This is a genomic window from Streptomyces sp. DSM 106670, assembly GCF_055792845.1.
In genome coordinates this window covers 5,218,897-5,233,547 of the sequence record NZ_CM147704.1, presented here as the reverse complement: position 1 = coordinate 5,233,547, position 14,651 = coordinate 5,218,897, and the positions used below count along the sequence as shown (strand labels likewise).

At 73.4% G+C, this 14,651-nt stretch carries 13 protein-coding genes; 3 read left to right on the top strand and 10 right to left on the bottom strand.

Translation table 11 applies throughout. The features are described from left to right. Positions 1-6: 6 nt before the first annotated feature. Positions 7-315 carry a hypothetical protein gene (locus ACSMXR_RS23295; RefSeq protein ID WP_137232386.1) on the bottom strand — a complete coding sequence of 103 codons (309 nt, stop codon included), beginning with the start codon at positions 313-315 and terminating at the stop codon, positions 7-9. 111 nt (positions 316-426) lie between these two features. Beyond that, positions 427-1,827, bottom strand: a complete 1,401-nt coding sequence (gene pdxR, locus ACSMXR_RS23290; RefSeq protein ID WP_137232387.1) for a MocR-like pyridoxine biosynthesis transcription factor PdxR — start codon at positions 1,825-1,827, stop codon at positions 427-429. Positions 1,828-1,874: 47 nt separating this feature from the next. On the opposite strand from pdxR, the gene ACSMXR_RS23285 reads away from it, so the two are divergent. Continuing rightward, entirely contained in the window at positions 1,875-2,390 is a 516-nt protein-coding gene (locus ACSMXR_RS23285; protein ID WP_137232388.1) for a carboxymuconolactone decarboxylase family protein, read from the top strand. 71 nt (positions 2,391-2,461) lie between these two features. Here the strand turns inward: ACSMXR_RS23285 and ACSMXR_RS23280 are convergent, their stop codons facing one another. From ACSMXR_RS23280 to ACSMXR_RS23265, 4 genes are all read right to left on the bottom strand, one after another. Next, on the bottom strand, positions 2,462-3,451 hold the full coding sequence (locus tag ACSMXR_RS23280) for a malate dehydrogenase (protein WP_030084520.1): 990 nt from the start codon (positions 3,449-3,451) through the stop codon (positions 2,462-2,464). 242 nt (positions 3,452-3,693) lie between these two features. After that, the gene (locus tag ACSMXR_RS23275; protein WP_473169831.1) at positions 3,694-4,908 is read right to left on the bottom strand and encodes an XRE family transcriptional regulator; all 1,215 of its coding nucleotides are present in this window, start codon (positions 4,906-4,908) and stop codon (positions 3,694-3,696) included. Positions 4,909-5,416: 508 nt separating this feature from the next. After that, on the bottom strand, positions 5,417-5,902 hold the full coding sequence (locus ACSMXR_RS23270; RefSeq protein ID WP_473169830.1) for a DUF3017 domain-containing protein: 486 nt from the start codon (positions 5,900-5,902) through the stop codon (positions 5,417-5,419). A 24-nt stretch (positions 5,903-5,926) separates the two neighbouring features. Next, entirely contained in the window at positions 5,927-6,808 is an 882-nt protein-coding gene (locus tag ACSMXR_RS23265; protein ID WP_030084515.1) for a bifunctional methylenetetrahydrofolate dehydrogenase/methenyltetrahydrofolate cyclohydrolase, read from the bottom strand. A gap of 220 nt (positions 6,809-7,028) precedes the next feature. On the opposite strand from ACSMXR_RS23265, the gene ACSMXR_RS23260 reads away from it, so the two are divergent. Beyond that, the gene (locus ACSMXR_RS23260; protein WP_381790261.1) at positions 7,029-7,673 is read left to right on the top strand and encodes an RDD family protein; all 645 of its coding nucleotides are present in this window, start codon (positions 7,029-7,031) and stop codon (positions 7,671-7,673) included. Between the two features lie 69 nt (positions 7,674-7,742). Here the strand turns inward: ACSMXR_RS23260 and ACSMXR_RS23255 are convergent, their stop codons facing one another. The 3 genes from ACSMXR_RS23255 to purN form a co-directional block, all read right to left on the bottom strand. Further along, the gene (locus tag ACSMXR_RS23255) at positions 7,743-9,272 is read right to left on the bottom strand and encodes a DUF2079 domain-containing protein (RefSeq protein ID WP_473169829.1); all 1,530 of its coding nucleotides are present in this window, start codon (positions 9,270-9,272) and stop codon (positions 7,743-7,745) included. Positions 9,273-9,420: 148 nt separating this feature from the next. Beyond that, the gene (gene purH, locus ACSMXR_RS23250; protein ID WP_137232393.1) at positions 9,421-10,974 is read right to left on the bottom strand and encodes a bifunctional phosphoribosylaminoimidazolecarboxamide formyltransferase/IMP cyclohydrolase; all 1,554 of its coding nucleotides are present in this window, start codon (positions 10,972-10,974) and stop codon (positions 9,421-9,423) included. Beyond that, positions 10,961-11,617, bottom strand: a complete 657-nt coding sequence (gene purN / locus ACSMXR_RS23245) for a phosphoribosylglycinamide formyltransferase (RefSeq protein WP_376188208.1) — start codon at positions 11,615-11,617, stop codon at positions 10,961-10,963. Before purN ends, purH begins: the two co-directional genes overlap by 14 nt. Positions 11,618-11,888: 271 nt before the next feature. Here purN and ACSMXR_RS23240 point away from each other — a divergent pair, with 271 nt between their 5' ends. Continuing rightward, positions 11,889-12,869: a hypothetical protein gene (locus ACSMXR_RS23240; RefSeq protein WP_473169828.1), complete on the top strand. Its 981-nt coding sequence runs from the start codon at positions 11,889-11,891 to the stop codon at positions 12,867-12,869. Here ACSMXR_RS23240 and ACSMXR_RS23235 read toward each other — a convergent pair. After that, entirely contained in the window at positions 12,859-14,625 is a 1,767-nt protein-coding gene (locus ACSMXR_RS23235; protein WP_473172433.1) for a cell division protein PerM, read from the bottom strand. The genes ACSMXR_RS23240 and ACSMXR_RS23235 overlap by 11 nt on opposite strands. Between the last annotated feature and the right edge of the window lie 26 nt (positions 14,626-14,651).

The following is a 14,651-nucleotide window of genomic DNA, read 5'->3' as shown; positions in this document are numbered from 1 at the left end:
CTCCGCTCAGCCCCCGCCGGACTTGGAGCAGCCGAAGCCGCCGCGGTCGACCGCGGACTTGTCGAAGCTGCCGCCCTGCACCTTGCCGTCGTAGCTGCTGGTGCTGCCGCCGTAGTAGTACGAGCCCCGGCCGCCGCCGGAACCGCCCGAGCCGCCGCCGCTGCCGCCCCGGCACTCGTAACTGGGCAGGGTCTCGCGGGTCGTCCGGTCGGCGCAGCGCCGGTCCGGCTCCGAGCCGCAGGACGTGATCGTCAGGGCGAGCAGCCCCATGCCGCCGAGCACGACCGTGCTCGACCTCAGCCTTCGTTCGGACATATGCGGTTCTCCCCCGTGGTACGCGATCGGATCCGGCCGCCTTCTTCCTGTTCCGCCACCGGACCTCTTGTCAGATTAGTTAACCGGGGGGCGGGTTCGGAAGCCGACTGCTTACGGCAGCACCCGGCACAGGGCGTCCAGCGCGCCCGCCCAGGCGCTCTCGGACGGTGAGCCGTAGCCGATCACCAGGGCGTCGCGGGCGGCCGGGGCGTCCGGGTGGCGGTAGCGGGCGAGGCCGTCCAGCGCCAGGCCCTGGAACGCCGCCGCCTGGATCACCGAACGCTCGGCGCCCGCCGGGAGTTCGAGGACCGCGTGCAGCCCCGCCGCGATCCCGCTGACCTCGATGCCCGGCGCGCGCTCCGCGAGCGCCGCGACGAGCTGGTCGCGGCGGCGGCGGTAGCGCAGCCGCATGGAACGCACATGCCGGTCGTACGCCCCCGAGGCGATGAACTCCGCGAGGGCCAGCTGGTCGGGCGAGCCGGACATCCACTCGGACACGCCCTTCGCCGCCACCACCTCCCCCACCAGGCTCCGGGGCAGCACCATCCAGCCCAGCCGCAGCGCCGGGGCCAGCGACTTGCTGGCGGTGCCGAGATGGACGACTCGCTCCGGATCGAGGCCCTGGAGCGCGCCCACCGGCTGCCGGTCGTACCGGAACTCCCCGTCGTAGTCGTCCTCCAGGATCAGCCCGCCGGTGGACCGGGCCCAGTCGACGGCGGCGGCCCGCCGGTCCGGGTGCAGCGGTACGCCGGTGGGGAACTGGTGCGCCGGGGTCAGCAGCACCGCTCCCGCGCCGCGCAGCGCGGCCAGCTCGCCGGTGCGCGACCCGTGCTCGTCCAGCGGCAGGCACGGGGTGCGCAGCCCGGCCTCGGTGAGGAGGTCCCGGTGCAGGTCGAGGCCGTACGACTCGACGGCGACGTCCCGGACCCGGCGGCCGCGCAGCACCCGGCCCAGCAGCGACAGCCCGTGCGCGAAGCCGGAGCAGATCACGATGCGCTCCGGATCGGCGTACACCCCGCGCGCCCGCGCCAGATACTCGGCCAGCACCGTGCGCAGTTCGAGGCGGCCGTGCGGATCGCCGTAGCCGAAGGCCTCGTCGGGCGCGGCGGTGAGCGCCTTGCGGGCGGCCCTGAGCCAGGCGGTGCGCGGAAAGGCCGACAGGTCCGGCGAGCCGGGCTTCAGGTTGTACCCGGCTCCGGACCGCGCCGGCCGGGCGGGGGCCGCCGCCGGGTCCTTCCGGCGCGGCGCGGACCGCCGGGCGACCCGGGTGCCCGAGCCCTGGCGGGCGGTGAGCCAGCCCTCGGCGACCAGTTCGGCGTAGGCGTCGGCGACCGTGTTGCGGGCGACGCCCAGATCGGCGGCGAGCACCCGGGAGGACGGCAGCCGGGTGCCGGGCGTCAGCCGGCCGGTGCGCACCGCCTCCCGCAGCGCCTCCATCAGCCCGCTGCGGAGCCCCTGGCCGACCGGTTCCAGATGCAGGTCCGCGCCGAAAGTGGCCCAGGAATCCGTCATGGCAATGGACCATACCGGGGTGCCATCGGGACCGTAGCGTCGTCCTCATGACCTCGACACACGGACACCACCACGCCCCCGCCGACCTCGCCCCCGAGCACCCGGCCCGGATCTCCGTCTCCCAGCTCCTCCCCGACGTCTACAAGGCGATGATCCGGCTCGACATCGCCGCCCGGAAGGGCCTGGACCCGGCCCTGGTGGAGCTGGTGAAGATCCGGGCCTCGCAGCTCAACCGGTGCGCGTTCTGCCTGGACATGCACAGCAAGGACGCGCTCGCGGCGGGCGAGTCCGCCGAGCGGATCGTGCAGCTCAGCGCCTGGGAGGAGTCGCAGCACTTCTACACCGAGAAGGAGCTGGCGGCGCTCGCCCTGACCGAGGCGGTCACCGTCCTGACCGACGGCTTCGTCCCGGACGAGGTGTACGCGAAGGCCGCCAAGCACTTCGAGGAGACCGAGCTGGCCCAGCTGATCGCGGCCATCACCGTGATCAACGCCTGGAACCGCTTCGGCGTCACCGGCCGGCTGGCCCCGGGCCACTACACGCCGGGTGACTTCAAGAGCTGACCACGCGCGAGCGCCCCCGGCAGCGACTGCTGCCGGGGGCGCTCGGTGTGGTGCGGCGTGCGGGGTGCGGATCAGATGAGGCCGAGCTCGCGGACCGCGTCGCGCTCCTCGGTGAGCTCCTTGACCGACGCGTCGATGCGCGCACGGGAGAACTCGTTGATGTCCAGGCCCTGGACGATCTCGTACTTCCCGTCCTTCGTGGTGACCGGGAAGGAGGAGATGATGCCCTCGGGGACACCGTAGGAGCCGTCCGACGGGATACCCATCGAGGTCCAGTCGCCGGCGGCGGTGCCGTTGACCCAGGTGTGCACGTGGTCGATGGCGGCGTTGGCGGCCGAGGCGGCGGAGGACGCGCCACGGGCCTCGATGATCGCGGCGCCGCGCTTGGCGACGGTCGGGATGAAGGTGTCGGCCAGCCACACCTCGTCGTTGACGACCTCGGCGGCGTTCTTGCCGGCGATCTCCGCGTGGAAGATGTCCGGGTACTGGGTGGCCGAGTGGTTGCCCCAGATCGTCAGCTTCTTGATGTCGGAGACGGCGGCGCCGGTCTTGGCGGCCAGCTGCGAGATCGCGCGGTTGTGGTCCAGGCGGGTCATCGCGGTGAAGCGCTCGGCCGGTACGTCCGGGGCGGCGGCCTGCGCGATGAGCGCGTTGGTGTTGGCCGGGTTGCCGACGACGAGGACCTTGATGTCGTCCGCGGCGTGGTCGTTGATGGCCTTGCCCTGCGGCTTGAAGATGCCGCCGTTGGCGGCGAGCAGGTCGCCGCGCTCCATGCCCTTGGTGCGCGGGCGGGCGCCGACGAGCAGGGCGACGTTCGCACCGGCGAAGCCGACGTTCGGGTCGTCGGTGATCTCGATGCCGCGCAGCAGCGGGAAGGCGCAGTCGTCGAGCTCCATGGCGGTGCCCTCGGCGGCCTTGAGGCCCTGCGGGATCTCCAGGAGGCGCAGGTTGACCGGCACGTCCGGGCCGAGCAGGTGGCCGGAGGCGATGCGGAAGAGCAGCGCGTAGCCGATCTGGCCGGCTGCGCCGGTCACGGTGACATTCACGGGAGTGCGGGTCATGGCGGTCTCCGTTAGACAGCTGGCGGTGGGGGTCCCGGCCCCTGGTGCCGGACCCTGGTGCAGGAGACCTCCTCGCGCCCCGACGCGTCTTCCGACGAATCTTGACGTGAAGAGATATCCGGCGGCCAGGCTATCGGACCCGGCCGGGCCGGACCGCCCGGCCCCCTGTGGCACCGCACACAAACGGTCACGCACCGCACGCGCGGGCGACGCGTGCGGCCGTGCGGCGGCCCGGGACCGTGTCACTCGCCCGGGTCGGTGCACCCCTTCGTGCCGGAGGTGAGCGTCGCGCAGGCCTTCGCGTCGGACGCCTTCTTCACCGCGACCATCGGGGTGTACGCGTCGGTGTCCCCCATGACCTCGCCGTTCTGGGGGTCCGCGGCCCCGGTGATCTGCACGGTGTCGCCGATCGCCGCCTCGGTGAGCCGGGCCCAGGCGGCGGAGCAGACCTTGCTGTAGCGGACCTCGACCTTGCTGCCGCCGACCACGGCGCTGGCCACCGTACGGGCGAACTCGCCGCCGCAGCCCATCGCCTCGGGGTCCTGCCCGGTGCAGTCGGCACCGCTGCACTCGACGCCCACGGGCAGCTCGGGAGCGGCCGTGGTGGGGGCCGCCGACGGGGGCGGGGTGGCCTTGGCGGCCTCGTCGCCGCCCGGGGCGAGCAGCACCGCGCCGACCACGACGATCAGCGCGCCGACGGCTCCGACGGCGAGCATGGCGCCCTTCCGCCGGCCGCCGGGCGCCTTGCCCGGTCCGGTGCCGCCCGGATTCCGGCCGGAGCCTCCGCTGCCGTGCTCCGCCGTGTTCCGCTCCGGTCGCCGCCCGGCCTGGTGCGGCCCGCCGTCGTACGGCCGTTCCTGGTGGCGGACCGGGTGCGGGGCGGCGCCGCGCTGGGTGGGGACGGTGAGCCGGCGCGTGTCGTCGTCGCCGGGCACATGGGCCCCGCTGCCGTACGGGTCCTTGCCGTAGGCGTCGCGGGGCGGGGCGTCCGTACCGGCCGGGCCGCCCGCGGCGGGAACCCGCGCGCCGGATCCGGACGCGCTGTGCCGGCCCCCGGTGGAGGACCGGCCGGAGCGGCCGCCTCCGGGAGCGTCGGGGGCGCCGGGAGCCGTCGGGCCCAGCTCGCCGAGCGCGGCCCGGGCCTGGGTGATCCTGATGGCCTCCATCGTCATGTCGTGACGCATCTCGGCCCGGCTCCAGGCGCGCTCCGCCAGCTCCCACATGGTCGTGAGGTGGTGCTGCGGGGTGCCCGTCACCTCGGCGAGCGCCACGACGGCCCCGCGCGGGGCGAGCAGCCGCCCGTTGAGATACCGCTCCCAGGACGTCTTGCTGTAACCCGTGCGGTCGGCCACCGCGTTGATGTTCAGTCCGCTGCGGTCGACGAGTCGGCGCAGCTGGCTGGCGAACTCCCTGATCTGCGGGTCGAGCTCTTCGGGCAGTGCCTTCCAACGAGGCATCGCGTTTCCCCCCTCATGTCCCCCGGACGTGCTTGCTGTACCCCGCTGCGCCGGGTCCCCCGACCCGCGCCTCCCCCGGTCCGTCCGTTGTCCGTCCGTACCGGACCGTCAACCGGACTACCCACGAGGATGCGCGGAACCAGGGTGTCAGTTCCTGACGAGGGGGCGCACGGGAGCATTCGGGACGGGGTACGCATCTTCACGCGCCCCGATCACTGTTCCGGCCACTGCTCTGCCTGCTTGCTCCGTGCCGCTCTGTGTGCCGTGACAGTCTGCCATCGTTGCGCGGCGATCACACCGTGCCGGAATGGTCACTTCCGTGCCACAGGCCACAGTGAGCGCTTGTTCCGGCCTTTCATGTCCATGACGCTGGAGTCCGGACGGGGCAAGGCCTCCCATCTCGCCGCATACCGGGGCTTCTTGCCCGGTGGCCCCGTTCCGCCGTGGTGTCCGTCCCTCCTCGGGGGTGGGGACGGGCACCACGGTCCGGCGCTCCGGGCGGATCCGCCTAGCGGATCGTGAAGCGGACCGCGTCCTCCAGGATCGGGACGTCCAGCCACGGCTCGGGCTGCGCGACCAGCGCGAGCAGCACGATCAGCGTGCCCATCAGCCCGTACGTGACCAGGTCGGTGAACCGGGAACGTACGGCCAGCATCCCGACCGACGGCACCACCCAGCGCAGCACGGCACCGCCGATCAGCGCGCCGCCGATCAGGATGGTGCCGACGCGGAACGCCTGGTCGAACGGGTCCAGGACCACGATCAGCAGGCCGATGCCCGCCGCGCAGAGCACGGTGAGCAGGGGCCACTGCCGGGCCGGGGCGGGCGCGTCGCCGGACGCCGCCCGGCCACCGCCCTCGGGGCGGGCGGTGTCCCGGGTGAACCGGGGGAACCGCCGCGACCGGCGGGGCCGCCCGGCGACCACGGCGTCGGCGTCGGCCGTGGTGGCCCTGCCCGAAGCCTCGTCCTCGGCCGGACTCGTACCAGCACCCATGGGGTTCCCTCCGGATCCGGGCGGTCAGCCCGCGGCGGCGGCGTCGGCGGCCTCGGAGGCGGCCCGCTCGGCCGCCTCGACCACGTTGACCAGCAGCTGCGCACGGGTCATCGGGCCGACGCCACCGGGGTTCGGGGCCACCCAGGCGGCCACCTCGCGGACCCCCGGGTGCACATCGCCGACGATCTTGCCGTCCGCGTCCCGGCTGACGCCGACGTCGAGCACGGCCGCGCCCGGCTTGACGTCCTCGGGCTTGATCAGGTGCTGCACCCCGGCGGCGGCGACGATGATGTCGGCCTGGCGCAGGTGCGAGGAGAGGTCCCGGGTGCCGGTGTGGCACTGGGTCACCGTGGCGTTCTCCGTCTTACGGGTCAGCAGCAGCGGGATCGACCGGCCGATGGTGACACCGCGTCCGACCACCACGACGTGCGCCCCGTTGATCTCCACGCCGTGCGCGCGCAGCAGCTGGACGACGCCCTGCGGGGTGCAGGGCAGCGGGCCGGTCTCGTTGAGGACGAGACGGCCGAGGCTCATCGGGTGCAGCCCGTCGGCGTCCTTCGCCGGGTCCATCAGCTCCAGGACCCGGTTGGTGTCGATGCCCTTGGGCAGCGGCAGCTGGACGATGTAACCGGTGCACTCCGGGTTGGCGTTGAGCTCCCGGACGACGTCCTCGATCTCCTCCTGCGTGGCGGTGTCGGGAAGTTCGCGCTGGATGGAGCCGATGCCGACCTGGGCGCAGTCACGGTGCTTGCCGTTGACGTACCACCGGCTGCCCGGGTCGTCCCCGACGAGCAGGGTTCCGAGGCCGGGAGTGATCCCCTGGGCCTTGAGGGCCGCCACACGGACGGTCAGATCGGATTTGATCGCGGCAGCGGTGGCCTTGCCATCGAGAATCTGGGCAGTCATGGGCCCATCCTCGCGGATGACCCCGCCCGCATACCAATTGCCGGTGCCACCCCCGTACCGGAGATTGCACTTGCACAACTTCCGGGGCCCGTGACTGGACAAACGCGGGTCCCGCTTATAACGATGAAGGCCGCGGTTGTACGGGGGGCGGGCCGCTGATCGATGTCCTTCCTCCGTGTGGCCATCTCGTCCCCACACGTCTGTTGAAGGAACACCCCTTATGAGCTTCGGCGACCCGAACAACCCGTACGGGCAGCAGCCCGGCCAGCCGCCTCAGGGCCAGCCGCAGGGGCAGCCCGGCTACGGCTACCCGCAGCAGGCTCCGCAGGGCGTCCCGCAGCAGGGCTACGGCTATCCGCAGCAGCAGCCGGGCTACCCCCAGCAGCCCGGCCAGCCGTACGGGGCCTACCCGCAGCAGCCGGGGTACGGCGGCCAGCAGCCCGGCTACGGCGGCGGCATGCCGGAGCTGGCCCACTGGGGTCTGCGGGCGGGCGGGCTGATCATCGACGGCCTCGTCGTCAGCGTCCCCTACTTCATCCTCGGCGGCATCGGCGGGGCCATGGGCGACTCCGGGGGTGCGATCTTCGTCCTGCTCGGCTTCGTGGCGCTGATCGGTCTCGCCGTCTGGCAGCTGTACCAGGAGGGCACCACCGGCCAGACGATCGGCAAGAAGGCCGTGGGCATCCGCGTGCTGCGCGAGGCCGACGGCCGTCCGCTGGGCTTCGGCATGGCCTTCGTGCGCCGGCTGGCCCACGTGCTGGACAGCCTCGCCTGCTACATCGGCTGGCTGTGGCCGCTCTGGGACGAGAAGAAGCAGACGTTCGCGGACAAGGTCTGCTCGTCCGTGGTCGTCAAGGCCAACTGACCCGCAGCACCCTGTACGGACGAAGGCCGCACCCGGTCGCCGGGTGCGGCCTTCGTCCGTGCCCGGCGTTCAGTCCTTGCGTACGCCCGGGATCTCTTCCGGTTCCGGCGTCGTGCGCTCCATCACCACGAAGCTGCCGCCCCGGTGCTTGAGCCGGTAGCGCGCCTCCGGGTGCAGCTGCTCGGCGTACGCCACCGGGTCCTGGATCGGGCGGGACCAGCCGAAGTCCAGGTTGATGGCGACGATGTCGGGTGCGGTGCCCGGGGCTCCGCCGACCCAGTAGACGGTGCGGTCGGAGGTGAGGTGGGCCATCAGCGTGATGTCCGTCTCGACCCGCGACCCGGCCGGGATGGCGTCCAGCGCCGCCCGGGCCGCCTGGCTGCGGGCGTCGTCGGTGCGGTAGGTCTCCGGGCGCAGCAGATCGCGCAGCGGCAGATGCTGGGTCATCGCGATGGCGATCGCGGCCGCGACGGGCACGGCGACCTTCGCGTACGAGGCGAGCCAGGGCCGCTGCGAGTCGCGGCTGCGGCGGACGCCGTCGGCCATGGCGAGGAAGAGCACCGGCATGAGGATCGCGCTGTAGTGCCAGACCATGCCCCAGTGGTTGCTGTCCTGCGAGAGCAGCCGCCAGCCGAGCGTGGGGACGATCAGCAGCGTCAGCGGTGAACGCAGCGCCATGAACGCGGTGATGCCGATGAGGAAGACCAGCATCTCGATCTTGACGGAGGAGTCGAGGACGCCGAGGACGGAGTCCAGCATCGAGACGTCCTGCTCGCCGTTCTTGTCGATCTTCTGCCAGTAGTCGTACGTCCCCGCGCTGCTGGCCGCCGGGATGAGGACCATGAGGGTGACCACGAAGGCGGCGACCCCGAAGGCGGCGAGCAGCGCGCCCTGGAGGCGGCGCCCGTACACGAAGAGCAGGAAGCCGACGACGGCGACGGTCGCGCCGAGGTCCTCCTTGACCAGGACCAGCGGGAGCGACCACAGGAGCGCGGCCGTGTACCGCTTCAGGAGCAGCGCCCGGCAGACGAGGGCCAGCAGCGGCACGGCGAAGGCGATCTCGTGGAAGTCGGCCTTCACCGCTTCCTGGATGCCCCAGGAGAGCCCGTACGCGACGGTGACGCAGAGCCCGGAGCGTCCGCCGAGGAGCTGCTGCGTGGTGCGGCCGACGATGACCGCGCCCAGCGCGAACAGCGCGGCCTGGGCGAAGAGCAGGGCCTCGGCCGACGGCCAGAGCCAGTAGAGCGGGGCCAGCAGCGCCACGATCGGGGAGAAGTGGTCGCCGAGGATCAGATAGCCGGGGCCCTTGATGTCGACGACCGGCGCGTCGAACCCGGCGTACGCCCTGACCTCCTGCTCGAAGATCCCGAGGTCCCAGGAGGGCGAGCCGAAGCGGCTGTACTGGAAGTACGCGTAGAGGAAGTAGAGCGCGCACAGGACGGCGCCGGCGATGAGGTACGGGCGCAGGGGTACGCGTTCGGCGGCGGTGTCGCCCGTACGCGGCGCATCGCCGGCCGGGCGGGCGTCCGGCCCCGGCCCCTGGGCGGGCAGGCGGCCCGGTCCCGGCCGGTCCGTTCCACTCTTGTTCAGCTCAAGCACGGTGACTGCCCCCGCTAGGGATTTCCACGGCCGTTCATCGGATACGGCCGTGTCATTAGAACAGAGCGGCGAGCGCGTTCCGTACGACGGACACGGCGGCGGCCGCACCCCGGGGTCGGGGTGCGGCCGCCGGAAAACGCGGGTCCGGTCAGTGGAAGAAGTGGCGCGTGCCCGTGAGGTACATGGTCACGCCCGCCTTCTTCGCGGCCTCGGTCACCAGCTCGTCGCGGACGGATCCGCCGGGCTGGACGACGGCCTTGATACCGGCGGCCGTGAGGATCTCCAGGCCGTCGGGGAAGGGGAAGAAGGCGTCGGACGCGGCGTACGAACCGGCCGCCCGCTCCGCGCCCGCCCGCTCGACGGCGAGCTTGGCGGAGTCGACGCGGTTGACCTGGCCCATGCCGACGCCGACCGAGGCGCCGTCCTTGGCGAGCAGGATCGCGTTGGACTTGACCGCGCGGCAGGCCTTCCAGGCGAAGGCCAGCTCCTTGAGCTCGGCCTCGGAGAGCGCCTCGCCGGTGGCGAGCGTCCAGTTGGCCGGGTCGTCGCCGTCGGCCTGGAGGCGGTCGGCGACCTGGAGCAGCGCACCGCCGTCGATCGGCTTGACCTCGAACGCGGCGGCCGGGGCGTCGGGGGCGCGCAGCACGCGGATGTTCTTCTTGCGGGCCAGCACCTCGACGGCGCCGTCCTCGTAGGCCGGGGCGACGATGACCTCGGTGAAGATCTCCGCGACCTGCTCGGCCAGCTCGACGGTCACCGGGCGGTTGACGGCGATGACGCCGCCGAACGCGGAGAGCGGGTCGCAGGCGTGCGCGTTGCGGTGCGCGGTCGCGACGTCGTCGGCGATGGCGATGCCGCACGGGTTGGCGTGCTTGATGATCGCGACGCAGGGCTCGGCGTGGTCGTAGGCGGCGCGGCGGGCGGCGTCGGTGTCCGTGTAGTTGTTGTAGGACATCTCCTTGCCGTGCAGCTGCTCGGCCTCGGCGAGACCGCCGTCGCCGGAGGTGTAGAGCGCGGCGGGCTGGTGCGGGTTCTCGCCGTAGCGCAGGACGTTCTTGCGGGCGAAGGTGTCGCCCAGGAACTCCGGGAGGCCCGAGTCGTCGGCGGCCGCGTAGTCGTCGGCGAACCAGGAGGCGACGGCCACGTCGTAGGCGGCGGTGTGCTGGAAGGCCTCGGCGGCGAGCCGCTTGCGGGCGGTGAGGTCGAAGCCGCCGTCCTTGACGGCGGCGAGGACGTCGGCGTACCGCTCGGGGCTGGTGACGACGGCCACGGACGGGTGGTTCTTGGCGGCGGCGCGGACCATCGAGGGGCCGCCGATGTCGATCTGCTCGACGCACTCGTCGTCGGAGGCGCCCGAGGCGACGGTCTCCTTGAACGGGTAGAGGTTCACCACGACCAGGTCGAAGGGCTCGACGCCCAGCTCGGCGAGCTGCTCGCGGTGGGCGTCCAGGCGGAGGTCGGCGAGGATGCCGGCGTGGACGCGGGGGTGCAGCGTCTTGACGCGGCCGTCCAGGCACTCGGGGAAGCCGGTGAGCTCCTCGACCTTGGTGACCGGCACTCCGGCGGCGGCGATCCGCCCGGCGGTGGAGCCGGTGGAGACGAGCTCGACGCCCGCCTCGTGCAGACCGCGGGCGAGGTCTTCGAGCCCCGTCTTGTCGTAGACACTGACCAGGGCGCGGCGGATGGGCTTATTCACCGACATGACCGAGATGAACCTTTCGTCCCTCAATGCGACAGCCGTCACGGGCGATCCGCCCCACGGCCTCGACGAGCAGCGTGCGCTCGACTTCCTTGATGCGTTCGTGGAGAGCGGCTTCGCCCTCCGGGGTGTCCTCCTCGGTCACCTCGACCACGCCCTGCGCGATGATCGGACCGGTGTCGACGCCGTCGTCGACGAAGTGGACGGTGCACCCGGTGACCTTCACGCCGTACGCGAGCGCGTCACGGACTCCGTGGGCACCGGGAAAGCTGGGCAGCAGGGCGGGGTGGGTGTTGATGAACCGGCCGCCGAACGCGGCGAGGAACGCCGGGCCGACGATCTTCATGAAACCGGCCGAGACGACGAGGTCCGGGCGGTGCTCCGCGACGGCGGCGGCGAGCGCCGCGTCCCACTCCGCACGCGTCGCGTGGTCCTTGACCTTGCACACGAACGTGGGGATTCCGGCCCGCTCGGCACGCTCCAGGCCGCCGGTCCCGTCGCGGTCCGCGCCGACCGCGACGATCCGCGCCCCGTACCCCTCGGGGTCGTCGCCGATGGCGTCGAGGAGCGCCTGGAGATTCGTACCTGATCCGGAGACCAGCACGACCAGCCGGGCGGGAACGGCGGGGGAAGGCGGGGAGGCCACGTCGGGGCCCTTTCTCACGTGATGGCCGCACGGGTGACGCGGGTGCGGCATGCTCGATGCGCTCTTTGTAGGGTCGTACGAAAGTATCGCTTCGCCCGATACGGGGAACCCTACGAACGGGCCGACCGTCAGCAACGATACCGGCACACCCGACAGCCCCCACGGGACGGGGGCGTGACCGGGAGGTAGCGTCAGGGGACAGCGAGCCGTCCACCGGGCGGACGAACCGTCCTTCGGGCGGACATGACGAGATGGGGAAGACGTTCACCACATGCCGGACCGACGCCGTCGCACCGCCTTCCGCCTCCCCCTGCCCGAGCGGTCCCCTCTGCTGATGCGGGAACGCCAGTCCTCTTCGCCGGACTCCTCCGCCCCGGACTCTTCCTCGGCCACCGGTTCCGCCGGGAAGCCGCAGGAGGACAACCCGTTCGCCGCGCCGCCCGCGGACCGCCCGGACCAGCCGTGGCAGCCGCGCCGCCCCTCGGCGTCGAACGGATCCGACGGCTCGAACGGGAACGGCGGCTCCGACGGGAACGGCGACGGCTCCTCCGGCGACCGCCCGGCCTGGGGCAGCCAGTGGAGCAACAAGCAGCCCGGCCGGGGCGACGGCGGCTTCGGCGGCCGCCCCGGCGGGAACGGCTCCGGCGGACCCGGCCGGGGCGGAGCCGAACGCGGCGGTCCGGGCGGAATGCGCTGGGACCCCACCGACCCCGCACAGCGGCGCGCCCGCTACGCGGTGCTCGGCGGTATCTGGGCCCTCTTCTTCGCCCTGTTCGACTTCACCGAGATCGCACTGCTGCTGGGCGCGCTCTCGACGTACTGGGCGATCAGCGCGCTCCGCACCCCGCTGAAGAACACCTCCGCGACGGACCGTACGGGGACGGCCGGGGAAGCCTCCGGGACCGGGAACGGGACCGGTTCCGGCTCCGGGACGGGCGCAGGCACGGGCACTGGCACTGGCACTGGCGCCACGGTGGGCGGCGGCTCCGGGACCGCGCCCACCGGGCCCTCGCCCGCCTCGCCCCTGGCCACCGCACAGGGCATCAGCAGCAGGCAGCAGACCACGGCGGCCGTCGGCGGCCTGGTGGCCGCCCTGCTGGCGCTGCTCATCGTCGCCACGACGTACACCGTGCAGCTCGTCTACCGCGACTACTACACCTGCGTGAACGACGCCCTGACCAAGACGGCCGCGCTGGCCTGCAACGACCAGCTGCCGAAGCCGCTGGAACCGCTCTTCGGCGTCAAGGAGTAGCGCCCGGGCCGTCGGGCTCCGCCGTGGGGCGGTCCGTGCGGCGGTCGGCGGCGGGATCGGCGGGGAAGTCGGCCATCAGGCCGCCGGAGCCCCGCTTCAGGGAGGCCCACCGGGCCTCCCTGAGGTCTTTCCCGTGCCAGGGGTCGGTCGGCAGGAAGTCGTACGGCTCGAACCCCGTGTCCTCCCGGCCCGCCGCCCCGCCCGGCAGCGCGCCGGAGGCCGATCCGGGTGCCGGGCCGGGGGCCGGAACAGCGCCTGGAGCGGCATCCGTCGCGGCGGCCGGGTCCGCGGAACGGCCCGGCCGCGCGTCGGCGGCCTCGTCCGCCTCCTCGTCCGCCGCGCCGCCCCGCCCACGCCACGGCGCCCACCAGCGGCGCGGACGCCCCACGGCCTCCTCCTGGTCCGCCGCCTCCGCGGGCTCCTCCACCTCCGCCACGTCCCCGTCCACGTCCGGGTCCCCGCCCTCCGTGTCCACGTCCCTGCGCCAGGCCCAGCCCGGGGTGCGCAGCCGCCACAGCCGCAGCAGCAGGGCCGCCGGTACGCCGACGACCGCGGTCCACGCCAGCGCCGCCGGACCGGTCAGCCACCACACCGGGCCGAACGCGCTCAGCCCCCCGGTGCCCAGCGGCCCGCCGGCCACCGCCGTGAGCAGCGCCGTCGCCAGGCCGCAGCCCAGCGCGGCGAGCAGGGTGACCAGCACCGTCTCGCGCGGGCTCCACGCCCGCGCGCGCGGCGCGTCGGCCGGGGCCGCCCTGCGTACGGTGAACCAGGCGACCGCCAGCGCGGCCGCCACCGGCACCGCCACGGCCGCCCCGGTCAGCAGGGTGCCGGGACCCTGGTCCGGTACGGCCGCCAGCAGCGGGAAGTGGGGCACGGCCGGGGTGCCGTCGAGGCCCAGCGGGGTGGCGGTGGCTTCCGTACCGAGCGAGAAGCCGGGCCCGAGCCCGTACGCGGCGCCCCACAGCGCGGCGTTCGGCACGAGTGCGGCGGCCAGCAGCAGCACGGCGAACCGGCCCGACCAGTCGCCCGCGAGCGCCAGGAAGTCGTTCTGGGCCACCGCCGCGTTCCGGCCGAGCGCCACCGCGACCAGCAGCGCACCGCCGCCGAGCAGCACCGTCACGCCCACCGCGGCCGAACGGCACGCCGTCCCGGCCCGGTTGCGGAAGAGCGTCCGCGCGAACGCCTCCTGAAGCGCCAGGGGCGACCAGGACGGCAGCGGACCGAACGGCCGCCCGGCCGCCGTCCACACCCCGGCCGCCGCCGCACCGGCCACCACCAGCGCCACCGGGAACACCAGCGTGTCCGGGTCCGCGCGCAGCGAACCGCCCCGGGCGTAGGCCGCCGCACCCGCCACGACCAGCAGATAACCGGCGGTCACCGCGCAGAACGCGCCCGCCTGCGAAGGCTTGGGCCGCCCCTCCTCCTGCTCCGCCGCATCGCGCGCCGCACGGTGCGTCAGCCAGACCGGGCCCAGCACGAGCAGCAGCGGCACCATGCCGACGGGGGCGGGAACGCCGCTCAGGGTGTCGGGCCGTACGAGTCCGGCGCCGTGGGCCAGCAGCCACACCCCGGCGGCCGCGCGCAGCGCCCCGCCCGGTCCGCTGTCCGGGTACGGGGAGCTGATCCACACCACCATGACCAGCACCGTCAGCGACCCGAGGCCGAGCCCGGCGGCGACGGCGCCCCGCACCAGGGCGGAGGCCAGGTCGAGGGTGCGGTTCCGCTCGGCCGTCACCTTCGGGCTGCGTTGCGTCATTTGGGTCACGCGGCCCATGCTCCCAA